Source organism: Ralstonia pickettii (assembly GCF_016466415.2).
In the GTDB taxonomy this organism is placed as follows: domain Bacteria; phylum Pseudomonadota; class Gammaproteobacteria; order Burkholderiales; family Burkholderiaceae; genus Ralstonia; species Ralstonia pickettii.
On the sequence record NZ_CP066772.2, the window covers coordinates 1 to 22,463 of the forward strand.

General features: G+C 64.9%; 19 protein-coding genes. 6 read left to right on the forward strand and 13 right to left on the reverse strand.

Translation table 11 applies throughout. From position 1 onward, the window contains the following. Both hmgA and fahA read left to right on the forward strand, forming a co-directional pair. Entirely contained in the window at nucleotides 1-1,347 is a 1,347-nt protein-coding gene (gene hmgA, locus RP6297_RS16175) for a homogentisate 1,2-dioxygenase (protein ID WP_009239778.1), read from the forward strand. Between the two features lie 307 nt (nucleotides 1,348-1,654). Further along, nucleotides 1,655-2,926, forward strand: coding sequence for a fumarylacetoacetase (gene fahA / locus RP6297_RS16180; protein ID WP_009239779.1), 1,272 nt, complete (start codon nucleotides 1,655-1,657; stop codon nucleotides 2,924-2,926). Between the two features lie 41 nt (nucleotides 2,927-2,967). Here fahA and RP6297_RS16185 read toward each other — a convergent pair whose 3' ends face one another. Both RP6297_RS16185 and RP6297_RS16190 read right to left on the reverse strand, forming a co-directional pair. Further along, complete coding sequence (locus tag RP6297_RS16185; protein WP_009239780.1) at nucleotides 2,968-3,606, reverse strand: FMN-binding negative transcriptional regulator; 639 nt, start codon at nucleotides 3,604-3,606, stop codon at nucleotides 2,968-2,970. 103 nt (nucleotides 3,607-3,709) lie between these two features. Further along, nucleotides 3,710-4,867 carry an acyl-CoA dehydrogenase family protein gene (locus RP6297_RS16190; protein ID WP_009239781.1) on the reverse strand — a complete coding sequence of 386 codons (1,158 nt, stop codon included), beginning with the start codon at nucleotides 4,865-4,867 and terminating at the stop codon, nucleotides 3,710-3,712. Between the two features lie 113 nt (nucleotides 4,868-4,980). Between RP6297_RS16190 and RP6297_RS16195 the strand changes: the two genes are divergently transcribed. Further along, nucleotides 4,981-5,901, forward strand: coding sequence for a LysR family transcriptional regulator (locus RP6297_RS16195; protein WP_009239782.1), 921 nt, complete (start codon nucleotides 4,981-4,983; stop codon nucleotides 5,899-5,901). Here the strand turns inward: RP6297_RS16195 and RP6297_RS16200 are convergent, their stop codons facing one another. Further along, entirely contained in the window at nucleotides 5,902-6,819 is a 918-nt protein-coding gene (locus tag RP6297_RS16200) for a LysR family transcriptional regulator (RefSeq protein ID WP_009239783.1), read from the reverse strand. It lies immediately after the preceding gene. Nucleotides 6,820-6,943: 124 nt separating this feature from the next. On the opposite strand from RP6297_RS16200, the gene metE reads away from it, so the two are divergent. Next, on the forward strand, nucleotides 6,944-9,274 hold the full coding sequence (gene metE / locus RP6297_RS16205) for a 5-methyltetrahydropteroyltriglutamate--homocysteine S-methyltransferase (RefSeq protein WP_009239784.1): 2,331 nt from the start codon (nucleotides 6,944-6,946) through the stop codon (nucleotides 9,272-9,274). 73 nt (nucleotides 9,275-9,347) lie between these two features. On the opposite strand, the gene RP6297_RS16210 is transcribed toward metE, so the two are convergent. The 9 genes from RP6297_RS16210 to yddG all read right to left on the reverse strand — a co-directional run bounded on the left by RP6297_RS16210 (nucleotide 9,348) and on the right by yddG (nucleotide 19,504). Beyond that, a complete protein-coding gene (locus RP6297_RS16210; protein WP_004634877.1) occupies nucleotides 9,348-10,010 on the reverse strand; it encodes a DUF799 domain-containing protein in 663 nt (220 codons plus the stop codon). Further along, nucleotides 10,010-10,375, reverse strand: a complete 366-nt coding sequence (locus RP6297_RS16215; RefSeq protein WP_004634880.1) for a DUF4810 domain-containing protein — start codon at nucleotides 10,373-10,375, stop codon at nucleotides 10,010-10,012. The genes RP6297_RS16210 and RP6297_RS16215 overlap by 1 nt, the downstream gene beginning before the upstream one ends. Nucleotides 10,376-10,424: 49 nt before the next feature. Further along, complete coding sequence (locus RP6297_RS16220) at nucleotides 10,425-11,108, reverse strand: CsgG/HfaB family protein (RefSeq protein ID WP_004634882.1); 684 nt, start codon at nucleotides 11,106-11,108, stop codon at nucleotides 10,425-10,427. A 385-nt stretch (nucleotides 11,109-11,493) separates the two neighbouring features. Then, nucleotides 11,494-12,264: a crotonase/enoyl-CoA hydratase family protein gene (locus RP6297_RS16225; RefSeq protein WP_009239785.1), complete on the reverse strand. Its 771-nt coding sequence runs from the start codon at nucleotides 12,262-12,264 to the stop codon at nucleotides 11,494-11,496. Between the two features lie 48 nt (nucleotides 12,265-12,312). After that, nucleotides 12,313-15,408, reverse strand: coding sequence for an efflux RND transporter permease subunit (locus RP6297_RS16230; RefSeq protein WP_009239786.1), 3,096 nt, complete (start codon nucleotides 15,406-15,408; stop codon nucleotides 12,313-12,315). Further along, entirely contained in the window at nucleotides 15,405-16,556 is a 1,152-nt protein-coding gene (locus RP6297_RS16235; RefSeq protein WP_009277133.1) for an efflux RND transporter periplasmic adaptor subunit, read from the reverse strand. The genes RP6297_RS16230 and RP6297_RS16235 overlap by 4 nt, the downstream gene beginning before the upstream one ends. Next, complete coding sequence (locus tag RP6297_RS16240; RefSeq protein WP_009239788.1) at nucleotides 16,553-18,112, reverse strand: efflux transporter outer membrane subunit; 1,560 nt, start codon at nucleotides 18,110-18,112, stop codon at nucleotides 16,553-16,555. Before RP6297_RS16240 ends, RP6297_RS16235 begins: the two co-directional genes overlap by 4 nt. A gap of 143 nt (nucleotides 18,113-18,255) precedes the next feature. After that, complete coding sequence (locus tag RP6297_RS16245; protein WP_004634893.1) at nucleotides 18,256-18,411, reverse strand: DUF3309 family protein; 156 nt, start codon at nucleotides 18,409-18,411, stop codon at nucleotides 18,256-18,258. 172 nt (nucleotides 18,412-18,583) lie between these two features. After that, entirely contained in the window at nucleotides 18,584-19,504 is a 921-nt protein-coding gene (yddG, locus tag RP6297_RS16250) for an aromatic amino acid DMT transporter YddG (RefSeq protein ID WP_037028678.1), read from the reverse strand. 180 nt (nucleotides 19,505-19,684) lie between these two features. Here yddG and RP6297_RS16255 point away from each other — a divergent pair, with 180 nt between their 5' ends. Beyond that, nucleotides 19,685-20,566 carry a Rossmann-like and DUF2520 domain-containing protein gene (locus tag RP6297_RS16255; protein ID WP_009239790.1) on the forward strand — a complete coding sequence of 294 codons (882 nt, stop codon included), beginning with the start codon at nucleotides 19,685-19,687 and terminating at the stop codon, nucleotides 20,564-20,566. A 91-nt stretch (nucleotides 20,567-20,657) separates the two neighbouring features. Further along, nucleotides 20,658-21,884, forward strand: coding sequence for a CynX/NimT family MFS transporter (locus RP6297_RS16260; protein ID WP_009239791.1), 1,227 nt, complete (start codon nucleotides 20,658-20,660; stop codon nucleotides 21,882-21,884). Between the two features lie 22 nt (nucleotides 21,885-21,906). Here RP6297_RS16260 and RP6297_RS16265 read toward each other — a convergent pair whose 3' ends face one another. Next, nucleotides 21,907-22,452: an NADPH-dependent FMN reductase gene (locus RP6297_RS16265; protein ID WP_004634902.1), complete on the reverse strand. Its 546-nt coding sequence runs from the start codon at nucleotides 22,450-22,452 to the stop codon at nucleotides 21,907-21,909. Nucleotides 22,453-22,463: the final 11 nt, after the last annotated feature.

The following is a 22,463-nucleotide window of genomic DNA, read 5'->3' on the forward strand; positions in this document are numbered from 1 at the left end:
ATGAACATGCTCGCCCCGACGGTCAAGAACGCATTCACCCCGGCGTCGCTGGACCGGCCCGCTTACCAAAGCGGCTTCGGCAACGAGTTCGCCACCGAAGCCCTGCCCGGCGCGCTGCCGCACGGCCAGAACTCCCCGCAGAAGGCGCCGTATGGCCTGTATGCGGAGCAGATTTCCGGCACGGCGTTCACCGCCCCGCGTGCGCACAACCGCCGCTCGTGGCTTTATCGCATTCGCCCGGGTGCGGTGCATCTGCCGTTCGAGGCCATGGCGCAAGGCTGCTTCCACAGCAACTTCAACGAGGTACCGCCCTCGCCCAACCAGCTGCGCTGGGACCCGCTGCCCGCACCGGCGGCCGGCACCGATTTCATCGACGGCATCGTGACCTTCGCCGGCAACGGCGGGCCGGACGCGCAAACCGGCTGCGGCATCCACCTGTACGCCGCCAATGCGTCGATGACGGAGCGCTTCTTCTACAACGCCGACGGCGAACTGCTGATCGTCCCGCAGCAAGGCCGCCTGCGTCTGCTGACGGAGATGGGCGTGGTCGATGTCGAACCGCTGGAGATTGTCGTTGTCCCGCGCGGCGTGCGCTTCCGCGTCGAACTGCCGGATGGCGACGCACGCGGCTACATCTGCGAGAACTTCGGCGCGCTCTTCCGCTTGCCCGACCTGGGCGTGATCGGCTCGAACGGCCTGGCCAACCCGCGCGACTTCCTCACCCCGCACGCGTGGTACGAAGACCGCGAGGGCAACTTCGAACTCGTCGCAAAATTCCAAGGCAGCCTGTGGACCGCGAAGATCGGCCACTCACCGCTGGACGTTGTTGCCTGGCACGGCAACCTCGCGCCGTACAAGTACGACCTGCGCCTGTTCAACACCATCGGCTCGATCAGCTACGACCATCCGGACCCGTCGATCTTCCTGGTGCTGCAAAGCCCCTCCGACACGCCGGGCGTGGACACCATCGACTTCGTGATCTTCCCGCCGCGCTGGCTCGCCGCCGAAAACACATTCCGCCCGCCCTGGTTCCACCGCAACGTCGCAAGCGAATTCATGGGCCTGATCCAGGGCGTGTACGACGCCAAGGCCGAAGGCTTCGTGCCGGGCGGCGCCAGCCTGCACAACTGCATGAGCGGCCACGGCCCCGATGCCGACACGTTCGAAAAAGCCAGCAACGGCGACACCACCAAGCCGCACAAGGTCGACGCAACGATGGCCTTCATGTTCGAAACGCCAGCCGTGATCCGCCCCACGCGCTTCGCGGCGGAATCGGCGCAACTGCAAGCCAAGTACTTCGAATGCTGGCAAGGCCTGAAGAAGCATTTCGACCCCACCAAGCGTTAAGCAAATCAACCTTGACGCCAAGGCCAGCGCCGCGAAGGTGTGGCCGTACCCTGCCCTAGATGGCGCCTTGAATTTCTGTTGCAGAGAGGAAAAAGGAAGGGAAACTGTCTGAGCGAAGCGAGTTTTTCCCTTCCCCTCTCTGCGACATAAATTCAAGGAGTGGGTCGCCATCTCGGGCGCGCCTTTCTTTGCTTACTTTCTTTGGCAAGACAAAGAAAGTAAGTCGCCCCCGGCAGGGGGGTGAAACAAGGGATGCACCAGCAACGTCAAGCAATAGCCGACTCAACAAACAAATCACCGCCCCATCATGACCACCCGCCAACTAAGCTGGCTAGAATCCGCCAACACCCCCGACACCCACTTCCCCCTGGAAAACCTGCCCTTCGGCATCTTCTCCACCAAGGAAAACCCGTCGCCACGCGCAGGCGTAGCCCTTGGCGATCAGGTCATCGATCTCGGCGTGCTGGATGACGCCGGCCTGCTCCCCGCAGCAACCCGCGGCACGTTCCGCACCGGCAAGCTCAACACCTTCATCGCACTCGGCAAGCCCGTCTGGTCCGACACCCGCAAGAAGCTCCAAGCGCTCTTCAGCGTGGCCGACACCCACGTGCGCGACAACGCCACGCTGCACGCCCGTGCGCTGGTGCCGCAAGCCCATGCCGTGATGCATCTGCCCATCGATATCCCGGGCTATACGGACTTCTATTCGTCGCGCGAGCACGCCACCAACGTCGGCCGCATGTTCCGCGATCCCGAAAACGCGCTGCTGCCGAACTGGCTGGAAATCCCGATCGGCTATAACGGCCGCGCCAGCTCCGTGGTGGTGAGCGGAACACCGTTGCACCGCCCGATGGGCCAGATCAAGCTGCCCGACCAGCCGCGCCCGATCTTCACGGCCTGCCGCAAGCTGGACTACGAACTCGAGATGGCCTTTGTGGTTGGCAAGCCGAGCGCGCTGGGTGAGCCGGTTTCCGTCGACGCGGCACCGGACTACATGTTCGGCGTCGTGCTCCTCAACGACTGGAGCGCACGCGACATTCAGCAATGGGAATACGTGCCGCTCGGCCCGTTCAACTCGAAGGGGTTCGGCACATCGATCTCGCCGTGGATCGTCACGATGGAGGCGCTGGAACCGTTCCGCGTGGCCAACCCGGTGCAGTCGCCCGAGCCGCTGGAGTACCTGCGGCAGAGCCGGCCCAACGCGTACGACATCGCTCTCGAAACTGCATTGCGGCCCCACGGTGGCGAACGCACCACCATCGCCCGCACAAACTTTCGCGCGATGTACTGGACGATGGCGCAGCAGCTCGCGCACCACACGGTGTCCGGCTGCAACGTGCGCGTGGGTGACCTGATGGGCTCGGGCACCATCAGCGGAACAACGCCGGATTCCTACGGCAGCCTGCTGGAGCTGACTGTCAACGGCAAGCAGCCGCTGGACCTCGGCAACGGCACCACGCGCGCCTTCCTGGAAGACGGCGACGAAGTCACCATGACCGGCTGGTGCCAGGGCGATGGCTATCGCGTGGGCTTTGGGGAAGTGCGCGGCGAAATCCTGCCGGCGCGCAGTGTGAAGTAAGGCAGTGCAGAGCGACGGATCAACAGTCCGTCGCTCCGCTTTTATTCCGTCTTGGCAGCAGCGCAGGCCAGCATCGCGTCGCCGATCACACGCTCGCCGCTGGCCCTGAGCGCCTCGCCGGCGCCGACGATATCTCGCGTCTCTTTGTTCTGACTCAGCTTGAGCTTGCCTTCGATGCGCGTGATCTCGATCTCGATGCCGACGATCATCTTGAGCAGCGCGTCGGTGTAGTCCGATGGGGCGTCGGACATCTTCCACGGCGCAGGTTGCGATGCCTCATACGTGCGCGTCAGGCGTGCCACGACGCCGCGCACAAAACGCTCGTCGTCACGCACGGTGATCCGGCCATGCGTATGCGCGACGCGGTAGTTCCATGTCGGCACCTGCCGGTGGGCTTCGTGCTTGCTCGGATACCACGTCGGTGAAATATACGCATCGCCCGCGCGGAAGATGACGAGCACCTCATCGCCATTCGCCACGTCTTTCCAGACCGGGTTGGCGCGCGCCACGTGGGCATGCAGCACGCCAAGCTTGCCCTCTTCCGGCAGCAGCAAGAACGGGATGTGGTTCGCGTCCAGCCCATGCTCGCCATGCGTGACGAGCGTCCCGAACGGATTCTGCGCGATCAGGTCGTGCAGCGCCTCAGGGCGCGATTCTTCAAAGTGGGCGGGAATGTACATGGCGACTCCGGCGGCAACCGTGCAATCTGACAGGAAGCGCCTATTCTGAACCCGAACGTGGCTCCAACATAGAGCCAGATTCCGGCGGATTATTAGAGCCAACCTAGTCGCGCAGCAGGTTCTTGGCGATGATGAGCTGCTGAATCTGCGTGGTGCCTTCGTATAGGCGCAACAGGCGCACATCGCGATAGAAGCGCTCGGCCTTGTACTCGGCAATGTAGCCCGCGCCACCGTGAATCTGCACTGCACGATCCGCCACGCGACCGACCATCTCGGTGCAGAACATCTTGGCGCACGAGGCCAGCATGCTGACCTCGTGATCCTGTTTGCCGACGGGCTTTGCGTCGTAGCGGCGCGCACAATCCCGCACCATCGACATGCCGGCGTACAGCTCTGTCTGGCTATCGGCGAGCATGGCCTGAATCAACTGAAAGTCTGCGATGGGCTGACCGAACTGTTTGCGCTCCTTGGCGTAGGCCACCGCGTCGGTGATGAGCCGATGCGCCATGCCGCAGGCCAGCGCCGAGATATGCAGACGGCCCCGATCCAGCACCTTCATCGCCGTCTTGAAGCCCTGCCCCGCCACGCCGCCGATGATGTTGGCGGCGGGCACCCGCACGTTGTCGAGCATCACATCGCACGTCTTGGTGCCGCGCTGCCCCATCTTCTTGTCAGGCTTGCCCAATGTGATGCCCGGCGTGTCGGCCGGCACGATGAGGGCGGAGATGCCGCCCGCGCCTTCGCCGCCTGTGCGCGCCATCAGCGTGAATGCCCCGGCGCGCGGCGCGTTGGTGATGTAGCGCTTGGTGCCGTTGATGACGTAGTGATCGCCGTCCGGGGTGGCGCGCGTCTGCAGCGACGCCGCATCCGACCCCGCGTTCGGTTCCGTCAGCGCAAACGAGATGATCAGTTCGCCGCTGGCAATGCGCGGCAAGTAGTCGGCTTTCTGCGCATCGGTGCCGTCCATCAGGATGCCCTGTGAGCCGATGCCGACGTTGGTGCCGAACACCGAGCGGAAGGCCAGCGCCGTGTGCCCCAGGTCGTACGCCACCTCGCATTCCTGCACCATCGCCAGGCCAATGCCGCCGTACTCTTCCGGAATCGACAGGCCGAAGAGGCCCATCTCTTTCATGTCGGCAACGATGTCGGCGGGCACGTCGTCCTCTTCCTCGAGGATGTTCTCCGCCGGCACGAGCCGTTCCTGGATGAAGCGCTGCACCGATTGCTGCAGCAAGCCGAAGGATTCGTCGTCGAGCGCCATGTCACGTGCTCCTGTGGGATATGCCGGGGGATGTTACCGGGTTGGCACACTTTGACAATCCGCGCCTGCATCAACAGAATGTCGAATTCGATTCACCAATCTGACGGGCGGTCATGGATCTCAATGCGCTCAAGCTGTTCGTGGAAATTGTCGATGCGGGCAACCTGTCGGCGGCGGCGCGCCGGCTGCAAACCACACGTTCCAACGTGAGCCACCGGTTGAAGGCGTTCGAGCGCGCACTGGGCGTGCAACTGCTGCGCCGGACCACGCGCCGCGTGGAACCCACGGAGGTCGGCGCCGGCATCTATGAACACGGCCGAAGCATCCTGCGCGAAATGGCTGCCGCCGACGCGCTGGTCTCGTCGCTCGGCAAATCGCTGCAAGGCAGCGTTCGGCTGTCGGTGCCGACGGGGCTGGGGCATCTGCTGGTGTCGCCGCTGCTGGTGGCGTTCAAGCGGTCGTATCCGGATATCCGCCTGGATGTGCGGTTCGACAACCGCGTGTCCGACCTGATTAGCGAGGACGTCGACGTGGCGCTGCGCATCGTCTCCAACCCGCCGGAATCGCTGGTCGCCACGCTGCTCGATGAAGTCGACTGGGTGCTGTGCGCGGCGCCGGACTACCTGGCCGTGCATGGCGTGCCGAAAACGCTCGACGCGCTCGCAGATCACACCATCGTCAGCGCGCCGGCCGTCGGACAACCGTTGCGGCTGTCGGCGCAACTGGGCGATGAACGGACGCTCGTGACGCTGGACCCGGGCGTCTCGTCCGACAACTACCTGTTCCTGCAAGCCGCCGTTCGTTCGGGCAATGGCCTCGGAATCCTGCCCTATTACGCCGCAGCCGATGATCTGCGCGACGGTCACGTCAAACGCGTGCTGCCCGGATATCGATTCAGCGTGTTTGGCAGCCGCCTTTACATGCTGGCGATGCCGAGTCGATACCGGACGCTCGCGACGCGACACTTGCTGGACTTCCTGAAGGACGGGCTGCAAGGCAAGCTGCCGCGCCTGCCGCAGAAGGAACGCGCCTGATCACGCTTCCAGCGGCATTAGCCCGGGCAGCTGCGCAAAGCAAATCGACTTGGCCGTCTCGATAAAGTCCTGGGCAAAAGGTGCCTGCGCATAGTCGCGCGTCATGGCGGCGTAGAGATCGCTCCACAGGCCCTCCTTACCGACACGCTTGGCCACCACGTATTCGTAATCGACGTAGTTCTTGATGCCCCAGCTCGGCAGCGCGGCCAGCCCGCGGCGGCTGGCAACGAGCTGCAGCACGGCGATGGTCAGCTCCGCCGTGCGGCGGTTGAATGCGATGCCGGCCGGTGCCAGCACCTGGCGGATCAGATCGATGCGCTCTTCGGGCACGGGATACGTGATGAGCGTCTGGTCCGTAAAATCCTTCGCGTCGAGCCACTTCTTGTTGCGCAGCGCGTGGTCGACGGGCAGCACGGCGAGGATCTCGAAGCGAAACAGCGGCGCAAACACCACGCCGCGCCGCATCTTGGCATCAGAGCCGATGATGACGTCGGCGCGTCCGTCCTTGAGCAGCGCAAGCGGATCGGTGTGAAAACCCGACACAAGATCCATCTCCACTTCGGGCCAGCGCTGGCGGAAGGCGTCCATCACGGGCATCAGCCAGTCAAAGCAGGTGTGACATTCCAGCGCGATACGCAGTGTGCCGGCCGCACGCCCCTTGATGCGTTCAAGGTCGCGCTCGACGGTCTGGATGTCGGCGACAACCTTTTGCGCGAGTTCAAGCATGCGCTCGCCCGCCTCGGTCAACTCCACCGTCTGGCCCTTGCGGCGCACGACGGCCAACCCATAGTGCGATTCCAGCGCGCGCAGCTGATGCGACAGCGCCGATTGCGTCAGGTGCAGCCGCTCGGCGGCGCGCGAGACGGAGCCTCCGTCGGCCAGGGCGATCAGCGTGCGCAGATGGCGAATTTCAAGCATGTTCGTGCGACTTCCGATGTATGAATCTCATTCAAGTCTATCGAAAATAATATCATTTGATTCATGAAAGCGGGTCGCCGATCATCGCTGGACTGAAAACCGAATCGCCTCTCCTGCGACCACCATGACGACCATCCATACCCTCGGCTACCCGCGTATCGGCGCCCAACGCGAGCTGAAGTTCGCGCTCGAATCGTTCTGGAAGGGGGCCTCGTCCGAAGACGACCTGCGGGCCACCGGCCGCGCCCTGCGCGAGCGCCACTGGACTGCCCAGCGCGAGGCCGGCCTCGACTTCGTGACCGTGGGCGATTTCGCCTGGTACGACCAGGTGTTGCAGACGGCCGCCCTGCTCGGCGCCATTCCGACGCGCTACGGCTTTGACGCCGCGCAGCTCACGCTGGCGCAATCGTTCGTCCTTGCGCGTGGCAATGCCGACCACGCCGCCATGGAAATGACGAAGTGGTTCGACACCAACTACCACTATCTCGTGCCCGAACTCACGCCGGACCTCCTCGATCGGCAATGGGGCCCCGGCACCGAATGGCTGTTCGACGAAGTGCGCGAGGCACAGGCCGCTGGGCACCGCGTGAAGGTTGCGCTCATCGGGCCGGTGACGTTCCTGCATCTGGCCAAGGCGCGCAACGGCTTGACCGACAAGCTCGCGCTGCTGCCGCAAGTGCTTCAGGCCTACGCGGCTGTGCTGCAGCGCCTGGCGGCCCTGAATGTGGAATGGGTGCAGATCGACGAACCAGCGCTGGTGCTGGATCTCCCGCAAGCCTGGGTAGATGCATTCGGCCCCGCTTACCAGGCGCTGGCCGCTGCCAACGGCCCGAAGGTGCTGCTGGCGACGTACTTCGAAGCCGCGTCCCACCACGCCGCGCTCATCAAATCCCTGCCGGTCGATGGCGTGCACCTGGACCTCGTGCGTGCGCCCGAACAGCTTGGCGCCTTCGCGCCGTGGCCGGCAGACAAGGTGCTTTCCGTTGGTGTGGTCGACGGCCGCAACATCTGGCGCTCCGATCTCGCACGCGTGCTGGAGCGCGTGGCGCCGCTGGCCGACGCCTTTTGCGATCGGCTGTGGGTGGCGCCGAGCTGCTCGCTGCTGCATGTGCCGGTCGACCTGTCCGCCGAAACCAAGCTCGACGACGAACTCAAGGGCTGGCTGGCCTTCGCGCGCCAGAAGCTGGACGAACTGGCGATCCTCAAGCTCGCGCTGGTCGAAGGCCCCGCTGCCGTGCAGCAGGCGCTCGATGACAACCGCGCCGCCATCGCCTCGCGTGCCGAATCGCGCCGCGTGCACAACGCCGGCGTCAAGAAGCGCGTCGCCGCGATCCGCGCAGAAGACGCAGAACGCGCAGCACCTTACGCCGACCGCGCAGAAGCCCAGCAAGCCCGCCTGAACCTCCCGCTGCTGCCGACCACCACCATCGGCTCGTTCCCGCAAACAGCAGAAATTCGTCAGGCGCGCGCGCAACACAAGCGCGGCGAACTCCCTGCGCTGGATTACCTGCAGCGCATGCGCGCCGAAATTACCGACGTGGTGCGCCGCCAGGAAGCGCTCGGCCTCGACATGCTCGTGCACGGAGAAGCCGAGCGCAACGACATGGTCGAATACTTCGGCGAACTGCTGTGGGGCTACGCCTTCACCGCCAACGGCTGGGTGCAGAGCTACGGCTCGCGCTGCGTGAAGCCGCCCGTCATCTACGGCGACGTGTATCGCCCGGAAGCGATGACGGTCGAGTGGTCCAAGTACGCACAAAGCCTGACCACCAAGCCGATGAAGGGCATGCTGACCGGCCCGGTGACGATGCTGCAGTGGTCGTTCGTGCGCGACGACCAGCCGCGCGAGCAGACCGCACTGCAGATCGCCCTGGCCTTGCGCGACGAAGTGTGCGATCTGGAAGCCGCCGGCATTGCCGCGATCCAGATCGACGAACCGGCTTTCCGCGAAGGCCTGCCGTTGCGCGCATCCGATGTGCCGGGCTACCTGGAGTGGGCGGCGCGTGCGTTCCGTGTATCGGCCTCCGGCGTGCGCAACGACACGCAGATCCACACGCACATGTGCTATTCGGAGTTCAACGACATCCTGCCGGCCATCGCGTCGATGGATGCTGACGTGATCACCATCGAGACGTCGCGTTCGAACATGGAACTGCTCGACGCGTTTGGCGAATTTGCGTACCCCAACGAGATCGGCCCGGGCGTGTACGACATCCATTCGCCGCGCGTGCCGCGTGTCGAAGAGATGGAAGCGTTGCTCGACAAGGCCGCCCAGGTTGTGCCGGTGCAACGCCTGTGGGTCAACCCCGACTGCGGCCTGAAAACGCGCGGCTGGCCGGAAGTGGAAGCGGCACTGCAAGGCATGGTGGAAGCCACGCGCCGCTTGCGCGCCAAGCATGCCAATGCGCTGCATGCGGGCAGCAAGGCGACGCAGGACGAAGGTGCGACGGCTTAAAAGTCGATAGCACCAAAGAAAAACGCCAACCGGCTTGCGCTGGTTGGCGTTTTTTCTTGCGGCAGACGGCAGCTTAGTCCGTGCCGTACTTCGGCGAGCGCGGACCATACAGCAGCCCGCCCGGTTGCCCGGCCGACAGCAGACGCGCGCTGGTCGTACCGGCCACCTTATAGCCCTGGTCGGTGACGTTGGCGATGATCTGGTTGACCGCCGCCGACACCAGCATGCCGATCAGACCGCCGCCCGAGTTGTTTCCGCCTTCGTTGTTGGACGCGCTGGCGCGGCCAGTCCAGAGCGTCTGCCCGCTCTTCAGGTCGACCAGCTTGGCATCGGCCGACACGACGGTGGAGCTGCTCACCACCATGTACTTGCTGCCGTACTGCGTGACCGTGATGTACAGCGCCGCATCTGCACCGAAGATGTCATGCAGCTTGGCCACCGGCACGCCGTGGATGTCGCCTGCCGTGTTCAGGCCGTTCTGGCGGAAGGTTTCGTCCACCAGCGCGACCGGCAGTACGTAATAACCCGCCTCTGCCAGCGGCACCGTCACTTGCGAAAGCATGCCGTAGGTGGCACCCACGTCGGGCGACTCATTCAGCGGCGGCAGCACCACGATCGAACGCGGCTTGCTGGCCTTGAAGGCTGCATAGTCGACGTTCTTGGTCGGCACAGCACAACCCGCCATCAGGGTCACCACGCCGGCCGCGGCAAACAGTTTCAGAAAGCGCTTGGCCATCAGTTGGTCCCCTTCTTCACGTTCTTCATCAGGAAATCGATGTACGTTGCCGATTCCGGAAACAGTGCCTTCTCGGTATTGAACTCCTGGACCATCTGGTCGTCCTTGCCGAGGCCCGAATACAGCATGCCCAGTTGGGCGTGATAGCCCGGCGGCACGGCGCCATTCGTGGCCTTGATCTTCTCCAGGCCGCGCTCGAGTTCAGCCACCTGGGCTTCCTTCGCCTCACCCTTGAAGTACTGATACACCTGCGGTTGGTAGCCTTCCCACTGGTACAACGGCTTGGGGCCGGCGCAACCGGCCAGCATTGCACTCCCGACGGCCACGCCGGCCGCCACGCGCCACATCGCAAACACCTTGCTCATGACAGTTGTTACCCCTTATTTCGTGTTTTCGTTTTGACTGCGTCTGCGCTTATTGCGCGCCCGGCTTCCACGCACCGCTTTCGATGCCGTTGACCAGGTTGTTCACCGCTTCACGCATAGCCAGGTCCAGCACCTTGCCGTTGAGCGTCGAGTCGTAGCTGGCTGTTCCGCCAAAGCCGATCACTTCACGGTTCGACAGCTTGTACTCACCCGCGCCGCCCACCGAATACACGACTTCCGACGTCGAAATGTTGACCACATTCAGCGCGACCTTGGCGTAGGCCACCTGCTCCTTGCCGCGGCCGAGGATGCCAAACAGTTGCTGATCGCCGGTTTCCTTGCGGCCGAACTCGGTCACATCGCCGGTGATGACGTAGTCGGCGCCCTTGAGTTTCTGCGCGGTGTTCTTGATGGCGGCTTCCTGCTTGATCTCGGCCATGTTGTCGCGGTCGAGCACCGAGAAGCGGTTCGTCTGCTGCAGATGCGTGATCAGGATGGTCTTGGCCTGGCCGCCCAAGCGGTCCACGCCGTCCGAGAACACGCCACGCATGTACGCCGAGCGGTTATCGAATTTGCCCACCGCAATCGGGGCACGCACGCCGGCGTATGGGCGGCTCGCGCTTTCCACCTTGGCAACCGGCAGCGCCTGCGACGATTCGGTCGCGCACCCGCCGAGCATGCCGAGTGCCACCGCTGCGGCGCCGGCAATCATCAATTTCGAGGTTTGCTTCATTCGACTTCTCCCTTAAAAATACTTAAATCTGATTTTCTAAAATATTATTTCGAGCACTCACGCAAAGCGCCCAGGCACTATCGGCACGGGATGACCCGCGCTTGATTGAAAACAGAGGAAATTTTGCATCGGCCCGCAACGCTCCGCGCGAGAGGCAAAACCGTCGCGGATGCACGCGCCGACAGCGTTGGCAACGCTGTATGTCGCGACGAAACTCCCACACCACCCTTACATTATCTGGACGTCATTGCGTCCATTATTTTCAGGAAAGCGAGAATTGTAACGGCTGATGCCATTGATGAAAGCAGCAATCGGTCAACTCAAAGCCCCCTCGGATTTCGGGTTGACTTTTTAGAGGCAAAAACCCGCTCGGCGCGCAATTCGGTTATTCGCCAAGCCGCCCGGCGCCGCCCACGAATCGCGCGGCGCCTTCCACCCCTTCGGCAAACACGATCGGCGTACCTCGAGCGCCCTCCTGCTGCAACGCGGCCGCCAACGGCAAATCCCACTGTGCATACGCCGATGCCCGATCGGCCAGCATGCATTGCTGCGGAAACGCGGCGATGTCTCGGGCGAGCTTCTGCGCCGCGGCCAGCGCTTCGCCGGGGCCGACCACGCGATTGGCAAGCCCCATGGCGAGCGCCTCGTCAGCGGGCACGGCACGGCCAGTCAGGATCATGTCCAGTGCGCGACCCATGCCGATGATGCGCGGCAAGCGCACCGTACCGCCGTCGATAAGCGGCACGCCCCAGCGGCGGCAGAACACGCCGAACACGGCATCGCGCTCCATCACGCGCAGGTCGGCCAACAGCGCAAGTTCCAGCCCGCCCGCCACGGCATAGCCGCTTACCGCAGCAATGAGCGGCTTGGACAGCGCCATGCGCGAAGGGCCCATCGGGCCGGGCATGCCGCCGTCAGGATCGAGATGATTGCGTCTGGAAGGATCGCCCACGGCCGTCAGATCGGCGCCGGCACAGAAGTGGCCACCGGTGCCGCCCAGCACGGCAACGCGTAGCGCGCTATCGGCTTCGAAACGCTCGAACGCGTCGAGCAGCGCCGCGGCGGTCGGACCGTCCACAGCGTTGCGGCACTCGGGCCGATTGAGCAGGATGGTGCAGACCGGGCCATCGGTCTGGAACAGCACGGCATCGGGCATGGGCGGTCTCCACAGCGCGGTACGTTGACAGACCGCTTGATGCTACACCTAGCGCAGGCCTTGCTCCGACGCGGCCTCGGCACGGTGCCCGTGATGGCGAGCACCGCGGAACTTGCGCAGCGCCCATTCCTTGAAGTCGTCGACCTTCTCGAACACCACCGGCACCACGAGCAGGCTCAGCAGTGTAGACGTCAGCAGGCCACCTATCACCGCTACCGCCATCGGCGCGCGGAAACCTGTATCGCCCTCCAGGCCGAGCGCCATCGGCACCATGCCGGCAGTCATGGCGACCGTGGTCATGACGATGGGGCGGGCACGCTTGTGGCAGGCATCGATGATGGCCTCGGTGCGCGACATGCCGAGATCGCGCCGCGCAACGATGGCGTATTCGACCAGCAGGATCGAGTTCTTGGTCACGATGCCCATCAGCATCAGCAAGCCGATCAGCGCCGGCAGCGACAAGCTGAAGCCGAACAGCGCCAAGAGCCCGAACGCGCCACCCACCGACAACGGCAGCGCCGCCAGAATCGTCACCGGCTGCGTGAAGTCGTGGAACAGCAGCACCAGCACCGCGTACACGCACAGCACCCCCGCAAACATGGCGAGGAAGAAGCTGCTGAACAGCTCCTGCATGCCCTCCACATCGCCCGAGGCAATGCGGCGCACGCCCGGCGGCAAGTTCTTGATGGACGGCAGCGCCTCCACCGCCATGTTGGTGTCGCCCAGCGCGCGCCCTTCCAGCCCGACGCTGATGGTGACGTTGCGGCTGCGGTCATACCGGTCGATCTGTGCGGGGCCGCTGCCGATGGAAATATCGGCGATGTTTTCCAGCGGCACCGCGCCGTTGCGGCCCGGCACGCGCAACTGCCGGATCGTGTCGATCTGGTTGCGTGCCTTCGGATCGAGTTCAACGCGGATGTACACCTGCCGCTCGGGCAGATTCAGCTTGGGCAGGTTGACGTCGTAGTCGCCGGCGGTGGCCACGCGCACGGCCTGGCCGATGGCGGCGGCCGTTACACCTTGCTGTGCCGCGCGCGCAAAGTCCGGGCGGATGACGATTTCGGGCCGCAGCAAACTTGCCGAAGAGGTCACTGCGCCGAGCCCGGGCACGGTGCGCAGATCACGCATCACATCGCGTGCGGCTTGCTGAAGCGTGGCCGGGTCGTCGCCGGCAAGCACCACCTGGAGTTGCTCGCCGGAGCCCACCGCGCCGAACGAAATCCGCACGCCCGGCACGCCTTCCAGCATTTCGCGCAACTGCCGTTGAACGCCCTGCTGCTTGATGTGCCGGTCATGCCGGTCAGTGAGCGAGATCGTGAGCGTGCCGGTGCGAACCTCTCCCCCGCTGGAGCCCGGCACGCCGGCCATCACACCGGAGCCGATGGCCGTATAGACGTGACGGACTTCCTTGTGCTGCATCACGATCTTGCGCACGCGCTCGGTGTTGTCGCGCGTTTGCGCGATCGTGCTGCCGGGCGGGCTTTCCACCGTCATCTGCAGCTGCGCCCAGTCTTCGGGTGGCAGGAACGTTGCAGGAATCAGCCCGATGATGGCAACCGACACGACGAAGAACGCTGCGGCCATGCCGCCTGTCTTCCACGGATGCTCGAGACACCAGCGTGCCGCCTGCAGATAGCGCGTCATGACCCAGCCGTCACGGTTGGGCTCGTCCTGCGGTTTGAGCATATAAGCCGCCATCATGGGCGTGAGCAGCCGCGCCACCAGCAGCGAGGCCAGCACCGCCAGGGAGGCTGTCCATCCGAACTGTTTGAAGAACTTGCCCGAGATACCGCCCATGAACGCCGTCGGCAGAAACACCGCCACGAGTGTGAGCGATGTCGCCACCACGGCGAGGCCAATTTCCTGCGCCGCTTCCATCGCGGCCTCCAGCGGTTTCTTGCCGTTGCGCAGGTGGCGCACGATGTTCTCGACCTCCACGATCGCGTCGTCGACCAGAATCCCGACCACCAGCGTGAGCGCCAGCAGCGTGATGCCGTTGAGCGTGAAGTCGAGCAACTGCATGGCCGCGAATGTCGGGATGATCGACAGCGGCAATGCCACGGCCGACACGAACGTGGCACGCCAATCGCGCAGGAACAGCCATACCACGATCACGGCAAGGATGGCGCCTTCGTATAGGGCATGCATCGAAGCGGTGTACGCATCCGACACCGGCTTGACCATGTTGTAGACCTCGGTCACATGCACGTTGGGCCGTTCGGCCTGCAGCGCGGCCAGCGCTTCGCGTACGCCCTTGGCCACCGAGATTTCGCTTGCGCCGCGTGAGCGGAACACCTGGAAGCTGACCACGGGCTTGCCGTCGAACAGCGCCATCTGGCGTGGCTCGGCTGCGGTGTCGCGCACGTCTGCGACGTCTGCAAGGCGGATGCGCCGGCCGTCGGACAACGGGATGTCCATCTGCGCCAGTTCGCGCGCGCTCTTCACTGTACCGAGCGTGCGCACCGCCTGCTCCTGCCCGCCGATATTGCCACGCCCACCCGGCGCCTCCTGCTGCATGCCGCGCACTTGCGCGCTGATATCCGCCGCCGACACGTTCAACGCCTGCAGGCGCACGGGGTCAAGCTGCACGCGCACTTCGCGGTCCACACCGCCCTGGCGCGTGACCTTGGCCACGCCATGCACCGACAGCAGGCGCTTGTTGACCGTGTTATCGACAAACCAGGAGAGATCCTCCGCGTCCATGTCGGTCGATTCCACGGCGTACGTCAGCACGGGCATGCTCGCGAACGTCACGCGCGAGATGACCGGTTCCTGCACGTCCGACGGCAGCTGCGCGCGGATACGGCTGACCGCATCGCGCACGTCATTCACGGCTTCCTGCACATCCTTCTCGAGCTGGAACTCGACCATCGTGGTCGAACTGCCGTCGTTGATGGTGGAGGTGATGTGCTTGATCGCGCCGATGCTCGCTATGCTGTCTTCGATCTTGCGCGTGACTTCGGTTTCCATCTGCGTGGGCGTGGCGCCCGGCAGGCTGGCCGTCACGGAGACCGCCGGAAAGTCGATGTCCGGAAAATTCTGGATCGACAGCATCTTGAACGACACCAACCCCGCCACCGTGATCAGGATGAACAGCAGGATCGACGGAATCGGCTTGCGGATCGCCCAGGAGGAGAAGTTCATGGCTTGGCTCCGGCTGCGGGCGCCGACGCAGCGGGCATGGAGGCTGCACCGAGGGCCGCCACACGCACCACATCGCCATCGGTCAGGAAGGCGGCGCCTGCAGCCACAATGCCGTCCTTCGCGCCAATGCCCTGCACGATTTCGACTTGCCCATCCTGGCGGCGGCCAACCGTCACTTTGGTCTGCCGCACGCGGCCCTGCTCGCCAATCACCATCACGTAGTCGTACCCATCGCGTGAGAAAACGGCGGTCTCCGGCAACGTCGCGGCCGGCGCATCGCCCAGCAGCACATCGCCCGAGAGATACATGCCTGCCTTCACGCCGGACGTTGCAGCTTCCGGCGGCAGATCAACGTAGACGAGACCATTGCGCGTGTTGGCGTCGACCGTGGGAGCGACCTGGCGCACCCGGCCGTTCACCACGCCGCCATCCATGCGGCGCAGGCGTGCGGCCTGACCGGGCTGAATGCGGGGCAGGACGTCGCCGTGCATTTCAGCGCGCCATTCCAGACGGTTCTTGCGGATCAACTTGAAAAGTTCGGTGCCGGACGACACCACGGCGCCCACGGTCGCCGTTCGTGCGCTGATCACGCCGTCGTCAGGTGCGACCACGCGGGTGTAACGCAAGCGCAATTGCTGACTCTCGAACTGGGCGCGTGCTGCGGCCAGCTTGGCAGCGGCGGTCTTGGCCTGCGTGTCGTACTGCATCAGATCCTGTTGGCTGATCGCACCGCTCTTGTCGAGTTCATGCGCGCGGTGCGCCTCGCCGGCGGCTTGCGCGGCCGAGGCCTCGGCTTCGGCCAGGCTGGCGCGTTGCGCAGCCACATCGGCGCGCACGGTTTCATCCGAAAGACGGGCAAGCAGTTGGCCTTGCTTGACCACATCGCCCACGTTGACGAGCACCTCCGCCAGCTTCAGCCCGTTCACCTCGGCGCCGATGCTGGCTTCCTGCCACGGCTGCACCGCACCGCTGGCCGTGGCGACGCGCGGCCATATCTGCTGCGCGAGATGCGCAACGTTGACAGCCAGCGCCGGCTTGGCAGGCGTCTGCTCGTTCTTCTTGTTTTCGGGCGCAGCTTTGCCGCAGGCCGCCAGCGCGCCGGCCAGCATCACGGCCAGCGCGGCCATCCAAACTCGTTGTCCTGTCATGAAGCGCTTCCGGTATGCGTCCGGCCCTGAGCGGTCGGTGCAGTGGTCTTGTGATCGGGATGAGGATTGGGCGCATCGTCGCGCCAGCCGCCGCCGACGGCCTTGTACAGTGCGACCCAGGCCTGCGCGCGTTCGAGCTTGACCGCCGCCAGGGACTGCGAAGCCTGCAACGCAGTGCGCCGCACATCTTCCAACTGCAGCAGGCTGCCCGCCCCCAGACGATAGCGGGCGTTGGACGCTTCCAGCACCTTTGCATATTGGGCGTCGGCCATCGTAGCGGCGTCGACGCGGCGCTCGGAAGCGTCCAGGCGCACCAGTGCATCTTCCACTTCCTGCACCGCCTGGCGTACCTTGCTGCGATAGCTGGCCAGCGCCTGGTCGTAACGGGCGCGTGCCGTTTCCACGCGCGCCGCGCCCGCGCCGCCGTCAAAGATCGGTAACGACACCGAGGGCCCGAACGACCAGGACTTGCTTGTCAACGATTGCCCGCCAAGACGGTAAGAATTGATGCCAATGGAGCCGGCCAGCGTAATCGATGGCAACCGGCTGGCGACTGCCACACCAACATCGGCGCTGGCACCCGCCACCGCGCGCTCGGCCGACGACACATCGGGCCGTTGCGACAGCACCTGCGCCGGCACATCGGGCACGCCGGCATCGGGCGGCGCCGGAATCTGCGCGCTCGCCTTGGACAGCAACCCGTTCAGCGCATCGTGGTCCAGGCCGGTGAGCGCAACCAGCTTGTCGATGCCCTGCGCACATTGCGCGCGCTGGCCTTCCAGCGCATTGACGGCATCACCCACCGTGGCTTGCGCTTGCGCAAAATCGGCGGGCGCGACAAAGCCCGCGCGGAATTTACGTTCGGTCAGTTGCAGCGTTTCCTGCCGGGACGACAGCGTTGCCGCGCCGATGTCGACCAGTGCCTCGCATTCGCGCTGCTGCAAGTAGGTATTGGCGACCTCAGCCGCCAACGATACGCGCGCGTCGTGCCAATCGGCTTCGCTAGCCGTCAACCGCGCATCGGCACCTTCCAGGCTGCGGCGTTTGCCGCCGAAGAGGTCGATCTCCCAAGACGCATCAGCCTGCGCCGCCAGCGTGGTGATCGTGCCCAGCCCCAGCGTCGGATTGAGCGCGCCGGCAGAAAGCCCGCCTGCGCCGCCGGCAAATTGGCTGCCGCCAAATCCGCCCTGCCGCGTAGCAGAGCCAGAGCCCTTCAATTGCGGGAGCAGCGCCGCGCGGCTGGTCGAAACGCTCGCCCGCGCCTCGCGCACGCGACCTACCGCCTGCGCAATCGTCGGACTGGTCGCATCGGCGTGCTCAACCAACTGGGTGAGTACGGGATCGTGAAACTGCTCCCACCAGTGCGCCAGCGCCATGCGGCTGCCGTGGTGCGGCAGCGTGGCATGCCAGCCTTGCGGAGCTTCGGTGCCGCTCAGTGGCGGCGTGTGGTAGTCGCGCCCGACTGCGCAGCCTGCCAGCAACAAAGCCAGCACCAGCGGCGCAGATTGGGCGCGACTGCCGGGCGCACGGCTACCGGCGGGTCGACCTGTCTTCATGGGAAGTGTCCTTCGGAACGCAGCTGGGATTATGCCCAGTCAAGCGTCCGCAAGACACCTGCCCCGCTACGGTGCGCGGCCAACCCTCTGCGACCGGTCAGGCGATGCTCAGAACCGCGCGCACACGGGGGTTGGACTGGGCGTCAGATATAGCCCAGGAGTACAAGAATGACCACGATCACTACGATCAGCCCAAGGCCGCCCGTTGGCCCGTAGCCCCAACCCCGGCTGTACGGCCACGACGGCAGTGCGCCGATCAGCAGCAAGATGAGAACGATGATGAGGATGGTGCTCAACATGATGCCTCCTGTTTCTGTGTTGGTATGCCGCCGTTCCGTCGTGGCGCTGCGGCTTACACGGCATCTAGCACGCCCCGTTCCCGTGCAGGCTCGCTCTGCGGTCTTTTTGATTTCTTGGCAGTTAATTGCGAAATAGTTGAGGTGGCAGTTTCCCGATGTGCCCGTTGTTACGTCAGGTAGAAGACTTGGGCGAAGGCAACGTCTTGGCGCGACCGCCGCGCGTCGCAAGCCAGCACAGGATCGACCCCGCCACCACCATCGCTGCCCCCTTCCAGAACGTCAGGGACAGCGGGGCATGCAGCAGCGCCGCTGCCAGGGCCGCAGAAAACACCGGGATGAAATACGACGCGCCCGCCAATACCGTGACGTTGCCATGCAAAATGCCGACGTTCCACGCTGCGTAGCCAAACCCCATTGCCGACGCGGCCAACGCAAGATAGATCAACGCGGACACGCTGAAGTCCATCGCGCCGCCGCCTGTGGCGAAAAACTTGATCCACAGGGCCAGCGCGGTCAGGATGAAAAACAGCGTCGCGCCGTTTTTGCCTGCGGCAATCCGGCTGGTGACGGTGCAATACGCCGCCCAGATCACCGCGCCCGTGAACGCCAATCCGTAGCTGAGGGGGTTGTCCTTGACGTTCTCCGCCATGCCGGCGATGTCAAGCCCCTGCTCACCGCCCAGCACGAAGCAGATCCCCAGGATAGAGATCAGCACACCGGGCACGATCAGGGCGTTTGCCCGCTGCTTGTTGAAGGCAATCGCGGACAGCATCGTGAATGTCGGCCACAGGTAGTTGACCATTCCGACTTCAATCGCCTGCCGCCCGCTGTTGGCATAGCCGATCGACAGCGACAGGCACAGCTCGTAGGACACGAACAACAGGCTGCCCCACAGCAGGTAGCGCCGCGGAAACGTCTTCAACTGATTGAAACCGACGGTGAATACCAGCAGCCCCGACGCGACCGTATAGATCATGGCAGCGCCACCGACGGCGCCCAAATGCTGGCTCACACCCCGGATCAATCCGACGATCGAACTCCACAGCAGCACTGCGATGAGACCGATGAGGGTTGCCCTACTTTTGCTTTGCATAACGCCTGCCTGCACTGACATGTCCACCTGGAGAAAACCGCTTGCTTAGGCCCGGCATCAACGCTGCCGGCAAAAGCGTGCAGTGTACCGGCGGCATCGCCCGATCGGCCGACTGCAGCATCCCGGTCTATCGATGTGGCTTCGCTATAAGATGCGGACCATGAAAAATCGGGATTAGCCATGACGTCTTTTGCAATCGAAACGCCGGTTTCGGTGGGCTGGATTGGCGCGGGCCGGCTGGCGCGGGCATTGGCCATGCGGGCCCACGGCGCAGGCGTGCGTACCGTGGCGGTTGCCAACCGTTCAAGCGCACCCGCCGCGTGGCTTGCGCACGCTACCGGCGCCAAGGCGGCCGACCCGCAAGGCGTGGCGGATGCCGCCGACTGGGTGTTTGTGACCGTGCCGGATGACGCTATTCCGGGCGTGGTCAACCACGTGCGCTGGCGACCCGGCCAACTCGTACTCCACTGCAGCGGTGCCGGCGAACGCGACTTGCTGGATGCCGCTCGCCACGCCGGGGCAGACACCGCCAGTTTTCACCCGCTGTTTCTGTTTGCCGGCTTGCCCGACGATGCCGAACGGCTGGGCGGCGCCTCCATCGCCATTGACGCCGATGCGCCGCACGACGCGGCACTCGCCAGCTTTGCACTGCGGCTCGGCTGCACGCCGCTGAAGGTGCGTGCCGGGCAACGCGCCGTGTATCACGCAGGCGCCAACTACGCGGCCAGCTTTTTGCTGTGCGCACTCCACGAAGCTGCCACGTTGTGGGGGGCCGCAGGCATCGACCGTGATGCCGCCGTGGCGGCCATGTGGCCGCTGGTGGACGGCACGCTGGCGGCGGCCCGCGCACGTGGCCTGGCTGGCGCTCTGGCAGGCCCGGTCTCGCGCGGAGACAGCGGCGTCATCGACAAACATCTGCAAGCGCTTGATGCACTGGGCGCGGATCACGCCGCGCTTTACACAGCGCTCACACGGCGTGCGCTGGCATTGGCGGCCGAACGCGGCACACCTTCCGCAGACGTACTGGCCGGCCTCGCTGCGCGCCTGAATCCTACGCAATGACGGAGTCGGCGTGACTGGGATCGGATGGCGCGCATGCACCAAACCGGCGCACGCCCTACAATCGGCAGCTTGCTCGCACGCCTGTTCTGCCATGTCACAACGTCCACACGCTTCGCCCTCTCCTGCCGCGCATGACGCTGCAGACCGCCGTTCGTCCGGAGCGCTGATCCTGCTCGTTGTCGGGCTGGTGCTGGTGGGCGTGAACCTGCGTCCAGCGCTGTCGAGCCTGTCGCCCGTGCTCAAGCAGGTGGCGGCTGGCACGGGGTTATCGGGCGCTACGGCGGGGTTGCTGACAACGCTGCCGGTGCTATGCCTGGGCCTATTTGCGCCGGCCGCCGCCGTGCTGGCTCGCCGGTTTGGCGCAGAACGCGCCGTGGGTGGCCTGCTGATTGCGTTGGCGGCAGGCATTGCGTTGCGCAGTGCGGGTGGCGTCGTACCGCTCTTCATCGGGACGCTGGCTGCAGGCGCCTGCATTGGCGTGACGGGCATCCTGCTGCCGGGCATCGTCAAGCGCGATTTCGGCCGGCAGGCAGACCTGATGACCGGCGTCTACACCATGGCGCTGTGCTTTGGTGCGGCGGTGGCGGCCGGGGCAAGCGCCCCGCTTTCGGCATGGCTGGGCGGCTGGCAGCCTGCGTTGGCGTTCTGGGCCCTGCCGGCGCTGCTGGCCTTTGTGGGCTGGTGGCCGCACATGCGGCATGCGCACGGCAAGGGCGCGGCCACCCGGCTGCAGCGTGTTTCTCTATGGAACAAGCCGATCGCCTGGCAGGTGACGCTCTATATGGGGCTGCAATCGTCGCTGGCGTATTGCGTGTTCGGCTGGCTGCCCGTGATCCTGCAAGACCGCGGGCTGTCAGCCGTTCAGTCCGGCGTGGTCGTCGCGGTGTCGATTCTCGTGCAGCTCATCACCGCACTGGGTGGACCCTTTGTGGCGCGGCTCGGCCGCGACCAACGCCCCGCCGTGATCTTGATGATGCTGATGTGCTGGGCCGGCTTGATGGGCTGCCTGTATGCGCCGCTGTCGACGCTGTGGTGGTGGGCGGTCTTGTTGGGACTCGGCCAGGGCGGCAATTTCAGCGTGGCGCTGTCGCTGATTGTGCTGCGCTCCGCCGACGTGCGTGTGGCTGCAAGCCTGTCGGCCATGACGCAGGGCATTGGCTACACCATGGCGGCCGCCGGGCCGTATCTCATGGGGGTGCTGCACGATCTGACCGGCAGTTGGGCCGTGATGGGCTGGCTGTTCAGCGCGATTGCGCTGGCCTCCCTTGTGGCAGGCTCGCTCGCCGGGCGCAACCGCACGCTGCACGCCGGCGAGTGAGTCATCTAAGGCAAGGTTTCTTTCAAGCCTTGTGCTTCAACGTCCAGTTGGCCAGTGCCTGCATCTGCTCGGTGATCAGCCCGGCGATGCGCTCGTCGGTGAGATCGCCATCAGCGGTGAAGCCGCCGGCAAACGCGTTGGCGAACACTTCCGGCTTGTTCAGCGGATGCAGGTCGAGATACACGCAAACCTGACGCAGGTGGTACTGCGCGCGCGACGTGCCCATGCCGCCGCCCGCGCCCAGGATCGCGACCGGCTTGCCTGCCAGCAACGCGTTGTTGGGCTCGCGCGAGGCCCAGTCCAGAATGTTCTTCAGCGCCGGCGCCAGCGAATAGTTGTATTCGGGGCAAGCCAGCACCAGCGCATCGGCGCGCCCGATCTGTTCGAGCACGCGCACCACCGAGGCTGGTTTGTCCGTGATGTCGGCGTTGTAGAACGGAATATCCGTCAGGTCGGCCAGGTCCATTTCAACGCCAGCGGGCAGGCGGGTGGATGCCGCACGCAGCAGGCCCTGGTTGGTGGACTTGCGGCGCAGGCTACCGGCAATGCCGAGAAAATTCAGCGACATGAAGAACGACT

Excerpts from the sequence above, each read along its gene's own strand:
- RP6297_RS16220 (WP_004634882.1), bottom strand. The coding sequence starts at position 11,108 with ATGAAGCAAACCTCGAAATTGATGATTGCCGGCGCCGCAGCGGTGGCA.
- hmgA (WP_009239778.1), top strand. The coding sequence starts at position 1 with ATGAACATGCTCGCCCCGACGGTCAAGAACGCATTCACCCCGGCGTCG.
- fahA (WP_009239779.1), top strand. The coding sequence starts at position 1,655 with ATGACCACCCGCCAACTAAGCTGGCTAGAATCCGCCAACACCCCCGAC.
- RP6297_RS16255 (WP_009239790.1), top strand. The coding sequence starts at position 19,685 with ATGACGTCTTTTGCAATCGAAACGCCGGTTTCGGTGGGCTGGATTGGC.
- RP6297_RS16230 (WP_009239786.1), bottom strand. The coding sequence starts at position 15,408 with ATGAACTTCTCCTCCTGGGCGATCCGCAAGCCGATTCCGTCGATCCTG.
- RP6297_RS16240 (WP_009239788.1), bottom strand. The coding sequence starts at position 18,112 with ATGAAGACAGGTCGACCCGCCGGTAGCCGTGCGCCCGGCAGTCGCGCC.
- RP6297_RS16195 (WP_009239782.1), top strand. The coding sequence starts at position 4,981 with ATGGATCTCAATGCGCTCAAGCTGTTCGTGGAAATTGTCGATGCGGGC.
- RP6297_RS16245 (WP_004634893.1), bottom strand. The coding sequence starts at position 18,411 with ATGTTGAGCACCATCCTCATCATCGTTCTCATCTTGCTGCTGATCGGC.
- RP6297_RS16200 (WP_009239783.1), bottom strand. The coding sequence starts at position 6,819 with ATGCTTGAAATTCGCCATCTGCGCACGCTGATCGCCCTGGCCGACGGA.
- RP6297_RS16215 (WP_004634880.1), bottom strand. The coding sequence starts at position 10,375 with ATGAGCAAGGTGTTTGCGATGTGGCGCGTGGCGGCCGGCGTGGCCGTC.
- RP6297_RS16185 (WP_009239780.1), bottom strand. The coding sequence starts at position 3,606 with ATGTACATTCCCGCCCACTTTGAAGAATCGCGCCCTGAGGCGCTGCAC.
- RP6297_RS16265 (WP_004634902.1), bottom strand. The coding sequence starts at position 22,452 with ATGTCGCTGAATTTTCTCGGCATTGCCGGTAGCCTGCGCCGCAAGTCC.
- RP6297_RS16225 (WP_009239785.1), bottom strand. The coding sequence starts at position 12,264 with ATGCCCGATGCCGTGCTGTTCCAGACCGATGGCCCGGTCTGCACCATC.
- RP6297_RS16260 (WP_009239791.1), top strand. The coding sequence starts at position 20,658 with ATGTCACAACGTCCACACGCTTCGCCCTCTCCTGCCGCGCATGACGCT.
- RP6297_RS16235 (WP_009277133.1), bottom strand. The coding sequence starts at position 16,556 with ATGACAGGACAACGAGTTTGGATGGCCGCGCTGGCCGTGATGCTGGCC.
- RP6297_RS16190 (WP_009239781.1), bottom strand. The coding sequence starts at position 4,867 with ATGGCGCTCGACGACGAATCCTTCGGCTTGCTGCAGCAATCGGTGCAG.
- RP6297_RS16210 (WP_004634877.1), bottom strand. The coding sequence starts at position 10,010 with ATGGCCAAGCGCTTTCTGAAACTGTTTGCCGCGGCCGGCGTGGTGACC.
- yddG (WP_037028678.1), bottom strand. The coding sequence starts at position 19,504 with ATGCAAAGCAAAAGTAGGGCAACCCTCATCGGTCTCATCGCAGTGCTG.
- metE (WP_009239784.1), top strand. The coding sequence starts at position 6,944 with ATGACGACCATCCATACCCTCGGCTACCCGCGTATCGGCGCCCAACGC.